Source organism: Rossellomorea orangium (assembly GCF_019334305.1).
In the GTDB taxonomy this organism is placed as follows: Bacteria; Bacillota; Bacilli; order Bacillales; family Bacillaceae_B; genus Rossellomorea.
The window spans coordinates 96,208-113,296 of the sequence record NZ_JAHWGH010000013.1 but is presented as its reverse complement, the minus strand read 5'-3'; the positions used below and the strand labels follow the sequence as shown (position 1 = coordinate 113,296).

Below are 17,089 nucleotides of genomic sequence, written 5' to 3'. Positions count from 1 at the left end.
AGGAAGAAAGATGTTATTTATCGATAATAAAGGAATCACGGATCCAAGGATCAACCTTGCTATTGAAGAATATGCACTGAAGAACTTAGATATTAATGAGAGTTATTTATTATTTTATATCAATGAACCGTCCATCATCATCGGGAAAAATCAAAATACAGTTGAGGAAATCAACACGGATTATGTGGAGAAACAAGGACTCCATGTCGTTCGCCGCCTTTCCGGTGGGGGAGCTGTTTACCATGACTTAGGGAATCTGAACTTCAGCTTCATCACGAAGGATGATGGAGAGAGCTTCCACAACTTTAAAAAATTCACTGAGCCTGTTGTAACAGCTCTTCATAAGCTCGGAGTAAAGGCAGAGCTTAGCGGTCGTAACGATATTATCGCTGAAGGCAGGAAGATTTCCGGTAACGCCCAGTTCTCCACGAAAGGTCGCATGTTCAGTCACGGAACGCTCCTATTTGATTCTGAAATGGAAAACGTCGTGTCAGCTTTGCGGGTGAAAAAGGACAAGATTGAATCAAAAGGGATTAAATCGATCCGCAGCCGCGTGGCCAATATCTCGGAATTCCTTTCAGAAAAAATGACTATAGAAGAGTTCCGCTCTACCCTTCTCGATTATATCTTTGACGGTAGCGACGTAGAAGAATATGTCCTGACGGAAGAAGATTGGAAGAACATCCATGCACTTTCAAAAGATCGCTATCAAAACTGGGATTGGAACTATGGTAAATCCCCGAAATTTAATCTTCAGCACTCTCACAGATTCCCCGTCGGGTCCATTGATGTCCGTCTTGAAGTGAACAAGGGTAAAATCGAAAACTGTAAAATCTACGGTGATTTCTTCGGAGTTGGCAATGTTGATGACATCGAAGAAAAGCTGATAGGCACCCGCTATGAACGAAAAGACATTGCCGGGGCATTGGAGGGTGTTGATATTCAACACTATTTTGGGAATGTGACAAAGGAAGAATTTGTGGATTTGGTATACTAATATTGATGGAAAAGTCGTCCAATTTGGGCGGCTTTTTTTATCCATACTACTTGTATTAATACTTTTCTTTATATAGAATATATTTTGAATACTTTTAATAGTTAGATGAATGACCATTCATTCAGTTTAGCGAAAAGGGGAGGGATACAATTGAATATTGCGACTCGGTTAGATCAAATCGCTCAGGAGAAAGCAGATAAAACGGCTTATCATTTTTTAAATACCTCAAGTACATACGGGGAATTGAATGGTGCTGTTTCAAAATTTGCAAGTGGCCTGGAGCAATTGGGTTTGAAAAAAGGGGATCATATCGCACTTGTATTAGGGAATTCACCGCATTTTGTCATCGGACTATATGGTGCCTTGCGCCTCGGGTTGAAGGTCATTCCGATCAATCCGATCTATACACCGGATGAGATTGGCTACATTCTGAAAAACGGGGATGTGAAGGCCATCGTCACACTTGATTTACTGGTACCATTGATTGAAAAGATGCAGCATCTATTGACTGAAGTCGAGCACTTCATTCTTTGTGAATCAGGGGATGAAAGAGCGAAGGGGATTGATTTAGATCAAATTTCTCTTGCGTATCCAAAAATGAAATCGTTTACAGATGTGCTCGGGAAAGGGAACCCTGGTTTTAAGGGTGAGTCAGTCGATGAAAATGAAGTAGCCATCATCCTGTACACTTCAGGAACGACGGGGAAACCGAAAGGCGCCATGTTGACGCACAAAAATATTTATTCCAATGCAACTGATGTTGGAAGCTATTTGAAAATGAATGAAGACGACACCGTCATTACTGCCCTTCCGATGTTCCATGTCTTCTGTTTGACAGTGGTATTGAATGCACCGCTGTTGAGGGGAGCCACCTTGCTCATTGTTCCCCGTTTCAGCCCGAAAGCCATATTTGAATTATCGAAGAAGCATCAGCCAACCGTATTCGCAGGTGTACCGACCATGTACAATTTCCTGTTTCAGTATCCTGAAGGAAATCCGGAAGATTTATCATCACTCCGTCTCTGTATTTCAGGAGGTGCTTCCTTGCCGGTTGCCTTACTTAAAAACTTTGAAAAGAAATTCAACGTCATGGTTTCTGAAGGATACGGTTTATCCGAAGCATCTCCGGTTACCTGTTTCAACCCGCTTGATCGCCCGAGAAAACCTGGCTCTATCGGCACATCGATCATGAACCTGGAAAACAAGGTCGTGGATGAAATGGGAGAGGAAGTCCCCGTTGGACAGGTCGGTGAACTAATCGTCAAAGGTCCTAATGTCATGAAGGGATATTATAAAATGGAAGAGGAGACAGCCGCAACGATTCGTGACGGATGGTTATACACGGGTGACCTTGCCCGGATGGATGAAGAGGGTTACTTCTATATAGTGGACCGTAAAAAAGAACTTATTATTGTGGGAGGTTACAACGTATACCCGCGTGAAGTCGAAGAAGTCCTGTACAACCATCCCGGCATCGTGGAAGCCGCGGTGATCGGCGTCCCACATCCCGAACTGGGTGAAGCCGTCAGCAGCTATGTCGTGAAAAGCGATCCATCTTTAACAGAACAAGATGTGCTGGAATATTGTAAAGAACATCTTGCGAAGTATAAACTTCCGGCATCGATCGAGTTCCTGGATGAACTTCCGAAGAATACAACTGGTAAAATCTTAAGAAGAGCTCTGAAAGACCAGGTGCTTCAATCATAATACAAGAAGATGCTCAAGTCCTGGACTTGAGCATCTTCTTATTTCATTTCATGGCTTTACTGGCCTGCAACAGCTTGGATTCACCTTTTTCCCACGTCTCGACCTGCTCGATCGCCTGTTCAGGAGTGAATCCCTGACCGACCAATACACCAGACAAGATGAATTCCTGGAAAAGGTGGGTCAGGTTGATGCCTTCTTCCACTTCCGATAAGGCACGGGTCACGAGTGGCTGGATATAGTCAACCCATTGGTCCGGAAGGCTTTTCGTTTCTCGGTAGTAAGGATGAACGATTTGGTTTTGGCTCATCTGTTGATGTTGAAAGTAAGGGTATTGATTATAAGGATGATACATACTATCTTACAACTCCTTTTTGGGTGGATGTCACGAATAGTCTATGCATTCACGGTAGAAGTGTTCAGACCTTTTAAAAAATGAAAGGGTTTTCTCGGTTTGTGTCGAATCATACATAATGAGGAAACACTTATACAAAGGGGAGAACACATATGGAATCCATCTTACTAGAACAAAAGGGCAACGTGGCAACGGTTACCATCAATCGACCGGATGCAATGAACGCCTTTAATTACGATACACTGAATGAGCTACAGCAGGTAGTCGAAGCGCTCCGCATCAATCCGGACGTCCGGGTCGTCATCTTTACAGGGAGTGGGGAAAAAGCTTTTTCAGTAGGGGCGGATCTTAAGGAACGAAAAACCTTGACGGAACAGCAGGTCATCCGCAACGTTTACAAGATCGGTGAAGTCTTTCAATCTGTCGCTACCCTTCCACAACCTACCATCGCTGCCATGAACGGTTATGCATTCGGTGGAGGGATGGAACTTGCCCTGGCATGCGACTTCAGAATCGCTGTAGCAGGTACCACAATGGGACTTACAGAAACAAGCCTTGCCATCATCCCGGGAGCAGGAGGAACTCAACGACTTCCGCGATTGGTCGGTGAATCCAAAGCACTGGAGCTGATCCTGACGGCTAAACGCTTAACTTCAGAAGAAGCATTGGACATCGGACTTGTTACAAAGGTAGTAGAAAAAGAGAATTTCTTGGGAGAGGTTCATACATTCGTGGAACCGATGCTTTCGAACGGGCCGATTGCCCTGCAACAGGCGAAGTTTGCCGTGAAGAATGGGATGAATGTGGACCTGCAGACAGGGTTGCAGATTGAACGAAAAGCATACGAAATCACAATCCCAACCGAAGATCGGGTGGAAGCGTTATTGGCATTCAGTGAGAAGAGGAAACCGGAGTTCAAAGGGAAATAATAAGGAATATTTCTTTACTGCTAGAGCAATGAGTTATTGATGTTCTTTTGCATGTCAAAGATCTGCTGGTGGAGCTGTTTGGCTCGGTGGCGGGTCTTTTTTATGAGGGAAGCTGGAGGGAAATCATTTTTGAAAATAAAACTCTCACCATAGATTTTTCAAGGGATTATTGTTAATGAAAAGCTATTTTATTGCAATTATCCTTACAGACGATTTGATACACATCCTTATAAAATGAATGCGAAATAGGAATGAAAGGAATACGACATGATACAAATATCACTGCAATTAAAAGCCAAAAAGACACTATACTGGGCAACCAAAACAATACCGCCATTAAAAGAAGATGAGATTCTTATTAAAACTGTGGCAGGAGCCATCAGCACCGGGGCTGAATTACCTCAATATAATGAAACGGATCCCACTGATCACGCGCCCTCCTATCCGAAAGAAACCGGTTATGAAAGCTATGGGGAAGTGATAGCAACTGGGGAAGCAGTCGAGGGGTTTAACGTCGGTGACCGGGCTGTAGCATTTTACGGACATAAGGATTACGGAATCGTGAAAGAAAGCAAAGCCATCTTCGTTCCAATGGGTATCCATCATCTAGACGCGTTGCTCGTGATATTATCATGTGATGCAGCAAAGGGTGTCCTCAAATTGAATCCGAAAGAGAACGATCGAGTGCTGGTGGCAGGTTCCGGAACGATGGGGCTATTGACGGTCTTCTATCTGAAAGAGTATGTGAATGTTCGTCACATTGATATGGTAGAACCCCACAGTTCCAGAGGTGAATTAGCAAGAAAGCTGGGTGCGAAAACCGTCTATAAAGATCAAAGTGACTGCCCGGGTGATTTCTATGATTATGGATTTGAGTGCTCGGGTTTCAATAAGGCATTCAAGACACTGCAAAAGGCGCTGAAGCATGATGGTGAAATGTGTATATTATCCGATGGAAATAAGGATACGTTTCAAATGCAACCAGACTTCTACCGTAAAGAGCTTAAGATTGTAGGTTCCAGTGATGGCTGGGATTACCAGAGGCACGCAAAATGGTATTTTAATCAGATTAAGAATAAGGATTCGGGTTTGAGCAGGCTGTTTGAGCATACGGTATCTTTTAAAGGTTTGCCGGAGTGTTTTGAGGAACTGAGTACAGGCAGGATTCACCCCATTAAAGTTCTGGTGAATTATGCATAGCCTGACATTGACTAAGAACTTGATTACTATACATATGATACACTTAGGTTTGACTTTACCAGTCAAGCCTTCTTTCATTTTAATAGATTGTGGTGACATATATGGACGTAATATTAATCGTTTTACCTGCTTTACTAGTCTTTCTCGTAGGGTTCATCGGCCAAAAGATGCTGGGATTCGAGATCAACTCGATATCAAAAATGGCGATTTATTTAATGAATCCATTTTTAGCATTTAAGACTTTTTACGAAAATGAGTTGAATATGGACTATGTATATATCTTTCTTTTTTGTATCGGTCTTTGTGTAGTATTGATTCTTTCTATTAAAATAACGGCCGTGACCCGGAAGTATCCCAAATCAAAAGCTTCTGCCATGATCCTCTCAGGGGTTTTCATGAATTCCGGTAATTATGGGGTACCTATCATCCTGTTCGGGTTTGGGGAGATCGGCTTTCGCTATGCGGTCATCATGATGGTGATTCAGTCGTTCCTCATGAATACGATTGGCCTGTACTATGCGGTCAGCGGAAGTGACAAAGCGAGGGAATCAAAGGATATCTGGATGAAGATTATTAAAATGCCGATTCTTCATGGTGCGTTTATCGGGCTTGCCCTCCAGGTTTTGCACATCCACGTTCCGTTATTTCTGAATCAAACGATTGATCTCATTGCACAAGCCACTATTCCTACCATCATGGTGGTTCTTGGGATGCAACTGGCTACACTTGGAGGTAAAAAAGTGGAGAGAAGCGCGTTATCATTCGTAGTAATCATGAGAATGGTGGCTTCACCCATTATTGCTTGGTTTATTGTTTCCCTGATGCCGATCTCACCGACACTGGGTTCGATCCTCATCATCCTGGCCAGCATGCCGACTGCTGCGAATACGACGATGTTTTCCCTCCAGTTCAATACAGAGCCTGATCTGGTCTCAGCAAGTACATTAGTCACCACCATTCTGAGTATCGTGACGATTCCTATCATGCTGGCACTTATGTCATAAAAGAAAAACCGCTGTCTCAAGCGGTTTTTCTTATGGAAGCTCATGTTTTGACAGAAAGCAGAGAATCTATTAGTATTGTAAAATAAATTCCAACAAAATCAATATGATTAAGGAGGATTTGTTATGACTGGCTACGTTCAACCTATTAATGAACAAAAAGGTCCTGACAAAGCGAGCACTGAATTGAACCCGCCACAGACCAGACTGGTGGCAGGGGGGATCTTCGTTACAGCGGTTCTTGGTCTATATCTGCTCTCTACACAAGATTTGGCTCAAGCCGTGCTACTCGTTCTTGGCCTTCTGTTAGGATATACATTATTTCATGCGAGATTCGGGTTCACCTCCGCTTTCAGGAGGGTGATGTCTGTAGGTAACGGACAGGCTATGCGGTCCCATATGCTGATGCTGGCCGTTGCCGTTACCTTGTTTGCACCAATCCTCGCAACTGGGTACACATTTTTTGGTGGAGAAGCGACCGGCTATGTTTCACCAGTCGGTATCAGCTTGATTGTAGGTGCCTTTCTGTTCGGGGTCGGCATGCAACTCGGGGGAGGGTGTGCTTCAGGAACCCTATACGCGATTGGCGGGGGACGTTCCGTCATGTTCATCACACTCTTATTTTTTATCGTGGGGGCAACGGTGGGGGCGGCTCATCTTCCATTTTGGACAGAGGAGCTACCTTCCTTTAAGCCGGTCTCATTAGCGACTTCCACAGGACTGGGCTATTTCGGGGCCTGGGCCGTTTCCATGCTGTTCTTTGGTCTGGTTGCCTGGGTTACCCTTCGGATCGAAAAGAAGAAGAATCCCCCACGCATGGCAAAGCTTCCTTCATCTAAAGGGTGGAAGCGGATCTTTCGCGGAGCCTGGCCACTTATCACCGCTGCGATTGTTCTCGCAGTATTAAATGCCCTCACGCTCATGACGAGGGGGAATCCGTGGGGAATCACTTCTGCCTTTGCTCTTTGGGGATCAAAGGTTGCCGGCATGTTCGGGGTGGATGTTGCCAGCTGGGGTTATTGGTCCGGTGCCAATGCAGAGGCTTTACAAGCTTCCATCTTTTCTGATTCCACCACCGTATTGAATTTTGGTGTCATTCTTGGAGCCTTTCTTGCTTCTGCTGCAGGCGGATTGTTTCGTTTCAATAAGATCACTGGAAAGAATGCTGCTGCATCCGTCATTGGAGGACTTTTGATGGGCTACGGTGCCCGATTGGCATTCGGATGTAATATTGGTGCTTACTTCGGGGGAATTGCTTCCTTCAGCCTGCACGGTTACATTTGGGGAATCCTTGCCCTTCTTGGTACGTTCCTTGCCCTATATCTACGTCCTTTGTTCGGCTTGTCTGTCCCTAAACCAAAAGATACATTCTGTTAATTCACTGCGTGGGGGTAACCCACGCAGTATTTTTTGTTAGAGTTTCTTTAATTCACTTTTCAGGAAATTCCCACGATCTTCAATGAACTGAAAGATGAAGGCAGGCTCTCTGTCATATGAATCTATATCGTTATGAAGGTGAGGATCCATCAGAATATATGGCCGCAGGGAAGAATGGAAATCCATCACCTTGTTTTCAAAGTAGTCCATATTAAATTTCGTCTCGAGAATCTCTTCCAATATATCCTTATAAAGTTTCCTGTATCGGGATCGTTTCATCAGCTGCGCAGTTAGTTTGTTTTTCGTTTTCCCCGTGATGGGCACGTAATCCCATTCCATAACGTCCCCATTCACTCTTCGTCCAAATGTGGCATCATAATCCCACGGAATGATGGAAAAGAGGTGATCCTCGCTGTTGAGATACAACGCGTAATTATGGGTGAATCCATCATTATTCATTGTGCAAACCGCCCCAGCAAGCCACCTTAAATAGTTTTCAATGTTTAAGAGTCTCGGTATCTCATAAGGAGTTGAGTTGATGCTCCTGATGAAATGGATGAGATGATGATCATCCTGCATTTTCCCAAGTTTCCGCTGATACCCTGATGTAAGCCCCCTTTTTCTCTTGGTGGAAAAATTCGCCTTGTCACTGACAGCATAATAAATCGTCCCGGGTGGGAGATTCCTCTTATTTAAATACCTATCATCCACCGACTCGAGCTGAAGGTATAAACCAAGGGGTTCCCCATTCTGGGTTAGGAGTGTGTGCTGACTATTTGGAGTGTGAATCCCCAAATCCCTTATGAAATCCAGGGAGAGTTTATTTCTGAAGTGGGAGGGATCGAATAATTCAGCATTCAGATGGACTTCTGAAGATCCGGCCCATTCCCCTGGTCTTCTGAATTCTATATGAAAGGATTTTTTTTTCAATTGCCGTGTATAGGAACCCCGGTATCGGATATCGATGTCATACGTAGTGTCTTCTATTACCAGCCGTGCCGGGACAGGTGAGTTACTCCTTGCATCGCGTTCCAATTCCATTAGATCTGAACGTAGGAATTGGAGGTCAAACGAAGGTAAGGAAGGAGTCATGGCCATTTTCTCCTCTCCATTTTATTAATGATGTAATAGTATATTGGCCTGTTGCACAATTTGCCACGAAATGAACAGAGAAAAAGCTGTCACGGTGTGGAACCCCACACCGTGACAGCTTTTATGACCGTCCATTATCCCTCCCCATAATAAATGACCATCTGGCATATTGCCTCTTGATCCGACTCATTGGTATATTCATGACCCGAGTCGGCTGCAAAGCGTATCGAGCTACCTGCCGGTAATACATACTTTTCTTCAGCTAACTTCAGGATGATGCTTCCCGATAGGACAGTGATGTATTCTTCTACACCTTTCGAATGTCCTTCATTCCGATAGGCGCATCCAGGCTTCATCTCCACCCGGTAGCTTTCCCATTTTTTTAATGGATCGAATGGGAAGATGGGATATACGATATAATTGCCGTCATCTTCAAGTACAGGTTGTACGTCTTCATAGTGAATAATGGAGACTTGATTGCTCGGCTTTTCAATCAGGGAAGAGAAGGAAACCTTCAAGCCATTGGCAATTTTCCAGAGTATCGCAACCGTTGGGTTTGAGTCGCCTCGTTCAATTTGACCGATCATAGCCTTACTTACTCCGGTTCGTTCAGCCATCTGTTCAAGGCTGAATCCCCGCTCTCTTCGTATTTTCCTAATGTTGTCGCCAATTTGAATCGGGAAATGTTCCATACTCAAAAACTCCTCTTGTATACTATAACGTCTATATGTATAATATAATAAATTATCAAAAAATTAAAACAGTAATGACTTCTATTATAAAGGATGTGAGAGGATGGAGGCACTTCTTTCTACAAAAAAAGTGAGTGATTTTCGCCTTGGCCTGCAGGGCGGTCTTAGTATAGCCATTGGATACATGCCGGTGGCCCTTACGTTTGGTTTATTGGCACGTACAACCGGACTGACCGTTACGGAAACGGTCATGATGAGTATGCTCGTGTTTGCTGGTGCCGCTCAGTACATATCATTGAGTTTGATTGCGGTCGGCACCGGAATCATCGAGATCATTCTGACCACGTTCATCGTCAATATTCGTCACTTTCTCATGTCTGCATCGTTAAGTGAGAAGCTTGAGGAAGACCGTTTGTTTAAAAAGCTTTTCTATGCGTTTGGTATCACGGATGAAACGTTTACGGTGATCAGTGTCAAAGAGGGGAAGGTACGGACGGGGTTTGCCGTTGGAGTCATGCTCATTTCTTACGGGAGCTGGGTCGTGAACTCGGGGGTAGGATATTTCATCGGGGAAATTCTGCCGGAATTCCTTCAGGCCAGTATGACGATCGCTCTGTACGCCATGTTTGTCGGGCTGCTCGTTCCTTCCATGAAAAAAAGTGTCAAGGTCACGTTTTTGGCCGTGGTGGCGGGTGCTCTGAATAGCATCCTCCTGTTTACCACTAATCTTTCAAACGGATGGTCGATCGTGACAGCTACGATTGTTTCAGCCGTTATCGTGGAGGTAGTGGACATGATGAAGAGAGGAGGAAGAGCGGATGAATAGTGCGATTGTATGGATGATCCTGGGGATGGCCATTGTCACCTACATCCCGAGAATGCTTCCTTTCATCGTGTTTAAAGGGAAAGAACTTCCTCCATTTCTTCAAGGGGTTTTGCGAAATGTCCCATTCGCCGTATTGGGTGCGCTGATCTTTCCGAGCATTTTGTTGATTCAGGAAGGAAATCTCCTATTTGGAGTGGTAGGAACGGTGGCTGCCTTTGGGATCGCTTTTTTGGGAGCAAACGTCATCCTTGTGGTGATCGGGGCGATTTCTGTTTTGTCTTTGTATTCAGTTCTCTTAATGTAAAAGATTATTGGTCACGATTTGAATCGTGGCTTTTTTTCTTGAGCATGGTCGTCCTATTTTGTAGAGCTGCAGATAAATAATAAAAATGGCCGATAAAATGTTAATTCGGTAGATATAATGAAGATATGGCAAAGAAGTTGAATATGTGGCACGTACCCACCAGAACGGCAGTCAAACGATTTTCCACGCACGAACAGCACCATTTCACTCACCGTCCGTGTTTAGGTTCTAAAACTTTGGACAGGGTATTACATATAGTAATGAAGACTAGAAGGGAGGAAGTATGTTGGCTAGAAAATGGGCGCTGAGGTCGATACTGGCATATATGCTATTAGGCTTATTTTTATATGTATACTTATTTTTCCTGGCAGATTCCACTTTACCCGAAATGTATAAGGGAAGTAGTGCGGATCCAGCCACTTTCATGAATAATAAAGAAATCATGTTGAGTGAGGATTTTTCAAAGATCAAGAATCTTTTGTTCTTTCTTTCCACTCCATATGAATGGCTATTTTATTTCTTGATACTGATACTCGGGGTATCACGGCTGTTTGAGAAATGGGCGAGGGGGACCGTGAAGAATGGGTTCCTTCAAACGGCCATTTACTTGTTCTGGCTATCGATCGCTTCTTTTGTTGCGATTTTTCCATTGCAGTATATTTCGTATAAGATTTCAAAGAGCTACAACATTTCCACTCAGACGTTTTCAATGTGGATGAAAGATGAAATAACGGACTTCTGGGTGAATTATCTTCTCATGTTCATCATTGTATCGGTCCTGTATGCCCTGATGAAACGGTTTAAAGAGCGCTGGTGGCTCGCTGCCTGGGCTTTATCCGTCCCGTTCACGATTTTCATGATGTTCGTTCAGCCTGTCCTGATCGATCCTCTGTACAATGACTTTTATCCTTTGAAGGATAAAGCGTTGGAAGAACAGATCCTGACTCTTGCAGACAGGGCGGATATTCCTGCAGACCATGTGTTTGAAGTCGATATGTCGGCAAAGACCAACTCACTGAACGCCTACGTTACCGGTGTTGGATCGAATTCAAGGATCGTCCTTTGGGATACGACCCTGGATAAATTGACAGATGAAGAAATCCTCTTTGTCATGGCCCATGAAATGGCTCATTACGTAGAGAAGCATATCTATATAGGCATCGGGATTTATCTCGTTTTATCCTTTTTCGGTCTGTTCCTGACGTCCAAGCTGATGAGGGGAATTGTGGCAAACCATAAAGATAATCTCAAAGTATCAAAGGTCTCGAACCTAAGCTCTTTACCATTATTCTTAATGATTACATCTATGCTATTGTTCACGATCAGTCCTCTCAGCAACTGGATTTCACGTTACCAGGAAACGAGGGCAGATCGATATGCCATCGAAATGACCGGTGAAAAGGAAGCAGCCATTTCGTCCTTCCAGAAGTTATCAAAGGTCGGATTATCCCAAGTGAATCCGCCTCTTCTGGTGAAGATCTTCCGATACGGACATCCGACCATGCTTGAGCGCCTTTCCATGCTTGAGGAATATGAAGCGGAAAAGAAAGAAGAGTAAATAAAAAAACCAAGTCTAAATTGACTTGGTTTTTTTATCTATTTGAATGAATAGGGAAAGGCTACCTCGACCATATCTACCGTGAGAATAGAAAGACTAAATAAATTATTTATCGCTAAATTATTACTATTATGGTAAAATAAGTAATACTAATTGGAGTTGGGTTCTTTAAAAAAATCGGATGGAGAGGCGGTTTGGGATGGAAGTAATCATAAACCAAAAACTGTTGTTGGTGTTTAGCAAGATTGTTTTCACTATGCTTGTGTTAATGGGTTTACCACTTTTTGGTTACCTTGAAACGGGTCGCCCGATTATGGAATGGTCATTACTGATTGGAATCATGGTCACGTTGATTATCATCTATATAAACGGAGATGGTTATAGGTTTCAAAGGTTCCAACACATGATCAAAGAGAAAAAGAAGAAATTTTATCATTCAATTTCATTCTGGACAGCCTTTATCTATACCTTGGTTGCACTCTATTTAACGGTAAAAGCTTACGGGAATTTTTTTTATTGAACCTTGAAGCGAGCATGAAGAGAAAAGGCCTTGTCTAGGCCTTTTCTCTTTTGCTGATGACCAGGTTTTTTGCTTTTTCCGTCATATAGGCGAAAATGACATCTTTATGGTGGAGATTTGAGTTGGTTAGTTGAGTTTCCAACCATTCTTTCGATTTTCCCAGTAGTCTCAGGTTCCTTATTTGGATCTTACCATCCACAATGACGGAAATCGGCAACCCTTCGTCGTCGATCGTTAAGTTAAGATGCTCTACGGTAACCGGGGTATTCTCTACTTTAGGAATGATGCTCACTTCTCCGATGGGTTCGAGCATCGCATAATCCACGTCTGATATTTTAGGGTACCCTTGGGATCTGAGGATGGATGTTAATTGAATGAGTGAGATCTTGGATTTCTCCAGGTTATCTTCTAATATTTCCCCGTTTTTAATCAGTAAAGTCGGTTCTCCAAGGAAGAAGCGGTTCCCCCATTGACTTAACGTCATAAACGAGAAAAGTACGTGAAGCCCTACAAGAAAGACGAGGGCTGCAATGGTTGGCCAGAACTTTGTAGAGATCAATGGCTCAGAGGCAATCGTCCCCACAATGATGATGGCCACGAGATCATAAGGTGTCATTTGTACGATTGTTGATTTTCCCATCAGCCTCATTGCCGCAATGGTGATCAAATAAAGGACCAAAACTTTTATTAGTAGGATCAAGGTGATTCGCTCCATCGTATTCAAGTTAACCATTAGGTTTCACCAATCGAGAAGAAGTCATGCATAGAGAGGTATAAATGGCCCGTCCATTAAAATGGGAATGGCTGACTCGATAGTGGAGTCAGCCATTTATGATTATCCGCAGCTTATGTTCAATTCATTTAATTCTTTAGACAATTTCATGAACAGTACTTTATCTTTAGTATCCAGGGCGGCATCAATGTCGGTTAGGAGTTTGGTTTTTTGTGTCATAAGGATGCTTTCATGCAGCACCATATCGATATAAATTTCCATTACGCTTCTTTCAGCGGATTTCTTCCGGTTAATGGCGGCGGCGGCTTTCATCATTTCTGTATAGGACTTTTTGCTTTCCATATACCTCACCCCTGAATTCTTTTTATTAGTATATGGTGTAAGTATTAAAAATTCAACTAAAAAATTAAATATTCAGATAATTTTTTATTCATATAATGATGGCGGTTAACTAATTTCAGAATTTTTAAAAATATAGAAGACAACCCTCGAAATTTGTGGTATCATTTTGGAGAAAAATGTAAATGGAGGCGATGTTATGAGAGAAAAATCTCGAATTATAGAAGAATATGAAGTAAATCCCCATACGATGATCCTTCAGCCTATGGAGTACGGTGCCAGGACATTTACGAAAATAATAGAGGTAGATGACGTATTGATCTCTCCGTTCAAGCCTTTTGATATCCTGAAGAAAAGCTGCGAATTCTTTGGCTGCTCTTATGAAGGCAGGAAAGAAGGAACGAAAAAACTTACGGGTATCATCTACAAAGCCCCCATCATGGTTAATCCTGATATGTTCATTTATCTATTCCCAACATCATCTCCAGTGAAGCAGGAATGTGCCTGGATCTCCCACTCCCATGTCCGGGGATATGAGCGATTGACAAATGGATCAACACGGATCTTCCTTCAAAACAATGAATCCTGCACGGTTCCCATTTCATACAGTTCCTTTGAAAATCAAATGCTCCGCACCTCGGATTTACGAATTGCCTACACACAGCGAATCGCAGAAATGGAGAGTAAATATAACACTAAGGTCCAGACCGAAACGAATCATGTAAAGACATTTTATTTGAATCGACATATCCACAAAACCGACGCGTGAGCAGAGCATCACGCTTCTTTTGTTGTATCAGTCTTTGATTCTGTGAATCGGCGGTACAAATAGTGTCTCATCAAGTCCTCGACCCGGTTACGAAGGCGTGGATTGAAATAATTATGGTGTTCTTCATATCCCTTATACAGAAACATATACATCGTGAATGCATCATCCGATTGCATACGTTCAACCTTCATCTTATTTGTCCTCATATATTTCTTAACGTGGGCGAGTTCTCCTTGAATGACCTTCATCGTCTCCTCGATCATCTCTAAATACGGACGTTTTAATTTAAAGGGACTGCTGTCGACGATTTGCAGGTCACGATTCAAAATCGTCAGTACCATGGGCAGATAGATCGCCTGTTCCAAAATATTCCGATCGTTCTCCGGGATTCTTGTCATATGAAAAGACTCCTTTTCATTTTTATACAGAACATACGTTCGTGATTTTATTTTACGTTGATTTCAATTTACTTTCAATAGGGAAAGTTGTAGAATTTGAATTTGTTTCTATTATGAAGGGGAATGCAGGTTTTTATCCGTGAAGGGAAAAGGTTGTCAGTGTCGAATTAATAAAAAATACAGATAGAAAGGAAGGTGCAAAATCATGAAGACAGGGGTTACAATAAAAGATCTTTATGAATTAAAGGCCGTATCCGATCCAAGGCTTTCTCCAAGTGGGGAAGAGGCTGTCTTTGTCCAAACCATCCTGGATGAAGAAGAAAATGAATATTTTTCCTCCTTACATAGCATCATTTTGAAAGATCAGTCCACCCGTCAATGGACATTTGGCGAACAGAAAATTTCATCACCGAGATGGTCACCTGATGGCAGGAGTATCGCTTTCATCTCCAATCGGTCCGGAGTCAATCAGCTTTATCTGCTTAGTCGGAATGGCGGGGAGGCAGAGGCGGTCACAAACTGTCCGAATGGGGTTTCAAGTCCCGTCTGGTCTCCTTGCGGGGGGAGAATTGCCCTTTCCATTCGATTAGAGAAAGGGGAGGCATCCGATCTAAAGAGAGTCAAAGAGGAAAAGCTAAAACCATTCGCTACAACCAGTATGAAATACAAAAGTGATGATCGCGGTTTTGATGATGACCGTTATGCTCAAATAGCAGTTGTGGACCTGGGGACGAAGGAAGTGAGAAGAGTCACCGATGATGAAAATGATTATACCCTTCACTCATGGTCCCCGGATGGAAACTATCTTGCCTTTTCAACAGACAAGAATGAGGACAGGGATTTCTCCTTTCAGTCCGATTTATATATTTTTCACCTTGAAACAAAAGAGTATAAGCAGATCAATGGGGAGCCGGGATACTACGGAGAAGCAAGCTGGTCCCCGGACTGCAGGCATCTGGCCTATATAGGCCATAATCGTGAATATGAGAACGCTACGCACAATAAGATATGGATTCATGAGATTTCAACGGGGCACTCCGTTTGCCTGACAGAAGGGATGGACGTTCCTGTAGGGGATTATCTTAATAGCGATAGCATCCAGGGCACGGCCCAAACGGGAATCAAGTGGTCAAATGACAATGAAAGCTTTTATTTCCTGGCATCCGATGCGGGAAATACGATCCTTTATTATGCACATAAAGAAGGAGCAATCTATCCTGCACTCTTACAGGAAGAGCAGCACGTCTATGGGTTCGACTTGGATTCAGATCGCCAAACCATCCTGCTTTCAATGAGCAAACCGGCAGAGCCCGGTGAATTGTATACGCTCCACGTACCGACAGGAGAGCTGACCAAAGTCACCGATGTGAACGGAGTTTGGCTGGCAGACCGTGACGTGTCATCTCCGGAATCTTTCATGTTCCGAGGGGCGAATGATTGGCCGGTACAAGGCTGGATCATGAAACCGGCAGGATTTGAGGAAGGAAAGAAATATCCGCTGATCGTTGAAATACATGGCGGCCCGCATACGATGTACGGGAATACGTTCTTTCATGAATTTCAGGTGCTCTCGAACAGCGGGTATGTTGTCTTATATGTTAATCCACGTGGCAGTCATGGCTATGGCCAGGAGTTCGTCGATGCTGTGAGGGGTGACTACGGAGGAGGAGATTACGAAGATATCATGCGAGCAGTGGATTATGCCCTGGAGGAATATCCTTTCATTGATGAAAATCGCCTGGGCGTAACCGGTGGAAGCTATGGTGGCTTCATGACCAACTGGATCATCGGTCACAGCGACAGATTTAAAGCGGCAGTGACCCAGCGTTCCATCAGTAACTGGATCAGCTTTTACGGAGTCAGTGATATCGGTTACTATTTCTCTGAGTGGCAGATCCAAAGTGATCTTGGCGATATTGAAACCCTCTGGAAGCACTCACCACTCGCTTACGTGAAGAATATGAACACACCTCTATTGATTCTTCACAGCGAAAATGACTACCGCTGCCCGATCGAGCAGGCTGAACAGCTTTTCATAGCATTAAAGCGGGAGAAAAAAGAGGCTAGATTCGTTCGTTTCCCGGAATCCAACCATCATCTGTCCCGGACTGGAAAGCCATCCTTGCGGGAAGCCCGGTTACAGGAGATTGTCGATTGGTTTGATAAATATTTATAGACAAAGGGAGAACTGCCATCCGTCTCGGGATGGCAGTTTTTTTTGGCTGAAGGAAGGCGGAGAGGAGGGTCGATAATTGGAATAAGTCGATCAAAATGGATGGACAGACAGGGTAATCC

General features: G+C 43.5%; 18 protein-coding genes. 12 read left to right on the top strand and 6 right to left on the bottom strand.

What is annotated here, in order from left to right:
• The first annotated feature begins 10 nt into the window (after positions 1-10).
• Positions 11-997: a lipoate--protein ligase gene (locus KYJ26_RS09450; protein ID WP_219167024.1), complete on the top strand. Its 987-nt coding sequence runs from the start codon at positions 11-13 to the stop codon at positions 995-997.
• A gap of 150 nt (positions 998-1,147) precedes the next feature.
• The gene (locus tag KYJ26_RS09445; RefSeq protein ID WP_219167023.1) at positions 1,148-2,704 is read left to right on the top strand and encodes a fatty acid--CoA ligase family protein; all 1,557 of its coding nucleotides are present in this window, start codon (positions 1,148-1,150) and stop codon (positions 2,702-2,704) included.
• Positions 2,705-2,747: 43 nt separating this feature from the next.
• Here KYJ26_RS09445 and KYJ26_RS09440 read toward each other — a convergent pair whose 3' ends face one another.
• A complete protein-coding gene (locus tag KYJ26_RS09440) occupies positions 2,748-3,056 on the bottom strand; it encodes a hypothetical protein (protein WP_219167022.1) in 309 nt (102 codons plus the stop codon).
• 152 nt (positions 3,057-3,208) lie between these two features.
• Between KYJ26_RS09440 and KYJ26_RS09435 the strand changes: the two genes are divergently transcribed.
• From KYJ26_RS09435 to KYJ26_RS09420, 4 genes are all read left to right on the top strand, one after another.
• Positions 3,209-3,985, top strand: a complete 777-nt coding sequence (locus KYJ26_RS09435) for an enoyl-CoA hydratase-related protein (protein ID WP_219167021.1) — start codon at positions 3,209-3,211, stop codon at positions 3,983-3,985.
• Between the two features lie 267 nt (positions 3,986-4,252).
• Positions 4,253-5,185 carry a zinc-binding dehydrogenase gene (locus tag KYJ26_RS09430; protein ID WP_219167020.1) on the top strand — a complete coding sequence of 311 codons (933 nt, stop codon included), beginning with the start codon at positions 4,253-4,255 and terminating at the stop codon, positions 5,183-5,185.
• 101 nt (positions 5,186-5,286) lie between these two features.
• On the top strand, positions 5,287-6,189 hold the full coding sequence (locus KYJ26_RS09425; RefSeq protein WP_219167019.1) for an AEC family transporter: 903 nt from the start codon (positions 5,287-5,289) through the stop codon (positions 6,187-6,189).
• A 123-nt stretch (positions 6,190-6,312) separates the two neighbouring features.
• A complete protein-coding gene (locus KYJ26_RS09420) occupies positions 6,313-7,563 on the top strand; it encodes a YeeE/YedE family protein (RefSeq protein WP_219167018.1) in 1,251 nt (416 codons plus the stop codon).
• Between the two features lie 36 nt (positions 7,564-7,599).
• On the opposite strand, the gene KYJ26_RS09415 is transcribed toward KYJ26_RS09420, so the two are convergent.
• Both KYJ26_RS09415 and KYJ26_RS09410 read right to left on the bottom strand, forming a co-directional pair.
• Entirely contained in the window at positions 7,600-8,655 is a 1,056-nt protein-coding gene (locus tag KYJ26_RS09415; RefSeq protein WP_219167017.1) for a CotH kinase family protein, read from the bottom strand.
• Between the two features lie 134 nt (positions 8,656-8,789).
• On the bottom strand, positions 8,790-9,347 hold the full coding sequence (locus KYJ26_RS09410) for a helix-turn-helix domain-containing protein (protein WP_219167016.1): 558 nt from the start codon (positions 9,345-9,347) through the stop codon (positions 8,790-8,792).
• 103 nt (positions 9,348-9,450) lie between these two features.
• On the opposite strand from KYJ26_RS09410, the gene KYJ26_RS09405 reads away from it, so the two are divergent.
• The 4 genes from KYJ26_RS09405 to KYJ26_RS09390 all read left to right on the top strand — a co-directional run bounded on the left by KYJ26_RS09405 (position 9,451) and on the right by KYJ26_RS09390 (position 12,555).
• Positions 9,451-10,173 carry an AzlC family ABC transporter permease gene (locus KYJ26_RS09405; protein WP_219167015.1) on the top strand — a complete coding sequence of 241 codons (723 nt, stop codon included), beginning with the start codon at positions 9,451-9,453 and terminating at the stop codon, positions 10,171-10,173.
• Positions 10,166-10,477: an AzlD domain-containing protein gene (locus KYJ26_RS09400; RefSeq protein WP_219167014.1), complete on the top strand. Its 312-nt coding sequence runs from the start codon at positions 10,166-10,168 to the stop codon at positions 10,475-10,477. Before KYJ26_RS09405 ends, KYJ26_RS09400 begins: the two co-directional genes overlap by 8 nt.
• A gap of 286 nt (positions 10,478-10,763) precedes the next feature.
• On the top strand, positions 10,764-12,035 hold the full coding sequence (locus KYJ26_RS09395) for a M48 family metallopeptidase (protein ID WP_219167013.1): 1,272 nt from the start codon (positions 10,764-10,766) through the stop codon (positions 12,033-12,035).
• Positions 12,036-12,234: 199 nt separating this feature from the next.
• Complete coding sequence (locus KYJ26_RS09390) at positions 12,235-12,555, top strand: hypothetical protein (RefSeq protein ID WP_219167012.1); 321 nt, start codon at positions 12,235-12,237, stop codon at positions 12,553-12,555.
• Between the two features lie 34 nt (positions 12,556-12,589).
• Here the strand turns inward: KYJ26_RS09390 and KYJ26_RS09385 are convergent, their stop codons facing one another.
• Both KYJ26_RS09385 and KYJ26_RS09380 read right to left on the bottom strand, forming a co-directional pair.
• Positions 12,590-13,288, bottom strand: a complete 699-nt coding sequence (locus tag KYJ26_RS09385; RefSeq protein ID WP_257474955.1) for a DUF421 domain-containing protein — start codon at positions 13,286-13,288, stop codon at positions 12,590-12,592.
• Positions 13,289-13,390: 102 nt separating this feature from the next.
• Positions 13,391-13,630, bottom strand: a complete 240-nt coding sequence (locus tag KYJ26_RS09380) for an IDEAL domain-containing protein (protein WP_219167011.1) — start codon at positions 13,628-13,630, stop codon at positions 13,391-13,393.
• 196 nt (positions 13,631-13,826) lie between these two features.
• Between KYJ26_RS09380 and KYJ26_RS09375 the strand changes: the two genes are divergently transcribed.
• Entirely contained in the window at positions 13,827-14,396 is a 570-nt protein-coding gene (locus KYJ26_RS09375; RefSeq protein ID WP_219167010.1) for a competence protein ComK, read from the top strand.
• A gap of 8 nt (positions 14,397-14,404) precedes the next feature.
• Here the strand turns inward: KYJ26_RS09375 and KYJ26_RS09370 are convergent, their stop codons facing one another.
• Positions 14,405-14,794, bottom strand: a complete 390-nt coding sequence (locus tag KYJ26_RS09370; RefSeq protein WP_219167009.1) for a YhjD family protein — start codon at positions 14,792-14,794, stop codon at positions 14,405-14,407.
• Between the two features lie 205 nt (positions 14,795-14,999).
• Between KYJ26_RS09370 and KYJ26_RS09365 the strand changes: the two genes are divergently transcribed.
• Positions 15,000-16,970 (top strand): S9 family peptidase, encoded by a 1,971-nt coding sequence (locus KYJ26_RS09365; protein WP_219167008.1) that lies wholly within the window; start codon positions 15,000-15,002, stop codon positions 16,968-16,970.
• The last annotated feature ends 119 nt before the right edge of the window (positions 16,971-17,089 follow it).

Bases quoted from the DNA above. Each gene is read 5' to 3' on its own strand.
- KYJ26_RS09425 (WP_219167019.1), top strand. From the start codon at position 5,287: ATGGACGTAATATTAATCGTTTTACCTGCTTTACTAGTCTTTCTCGTA.
- KYJ26_RS09375 (WP_219167010.1), top strand. From the start codon at position 13,827: ATGAGAGAAAAATCTCGAATTATAGAAGAATATGAAGTAAATCCCCAT.
- KYJ26_RS09380 (WP_219167011.1), bottom strand. From the start codon at position 13,630: ATGGAAAGCAAAAAGTCCTATACAGAAATGATGAAAGCCGCCGCCGCC.
- KYJ26_RS09365 (WP_219167008.1), top strand. From the start codon at position 15,000: ATGAAGACAGGGGTTACAATAAAAGATCTTTATGAATTAAAGGCCGTA.
- KYJ26_RS09420 (WP_219167018.1), top strand. From the start codon at position 6,313: ATGACTGGCTACGTTCAACCTATTAATGAACAAAAAGGTCCTGACAAA.
- KYJ26_RS09410 (WP_219167016.1), bottom strand. From the start codon at position 9,347: ATGGAACATTTCCCGATTCAAATTGGCGACAACATTAGGAAAATACGA.
- KYJ26_RS09450 (WP_219167024.1), top strand. From the start codon at position 11: ATGTTATTTATCGATAATAAAGGAATCACGGATCCAAGGATCAACCTT.
- KYJ26_RS09435 (WP_219167021.1), top strand. From the start codon at position 3,209: ATGGAATCCATCTTACTAGAACAAAAGGGCAACGTGGCAACGGTTACC.
- KYJ26_RS09405 (WP_219167015.1), top strand. From the start codon at position 9,451: ATGGAGGCACTTCTTTCTACAAAAAAAGTGAGTGATTTTCGCCTTGGC.
- KYJ26_RS09440 (WP_219167022.1), bottom strand. From the start codon at position 3,056: ATGTATCATCCTTATAATCAATACCCTTACTTTCAACATCAACAGATG.
- KYJ26_RS09390 (WP_219167012.1), top strand. From the start codon at position 12,235: ATGGAAGTAATCATAAACCAAAAACTGTTGTTGGTGTTTAGCAAGATT.
- KYJ26_RS09370 (WP_219167009.1), bottom strand. From the start codon at position 14,794: ATGACAAGAATCCCGGAGAACGATCGGAATATTTTGGAACAGGCGATC.
- KYJ26_RS09415 (WP_219167017.1), bottom strand. From the start codon at position 8,655: ATGACTCCTTCCTTACCTTCGTTTGACCTCCAATTCCTACGTTCAGAT.
- KYJ26_RS09400 (WP_219167014.1), top strand. From the start codon at position 10,166: ATGAATAGTGCGATTGTATGGATGATCCTGGGGATGGCCATTGTCACC.
- KYJ26_RS09385 (WP_257474955.1), bottom strand. From the start codon at position 13,288: ATGGTTAACTTGAATACGATGGAGCGAATCACCTTGATCCTACTAATA.
- KYJ26_RS09430 (WP_219167020.1), top strand. From the start codon at position 4,253: ATGATACAAATATCACTGCAATTAAAAGCCAAAAAGACACTATACTGG.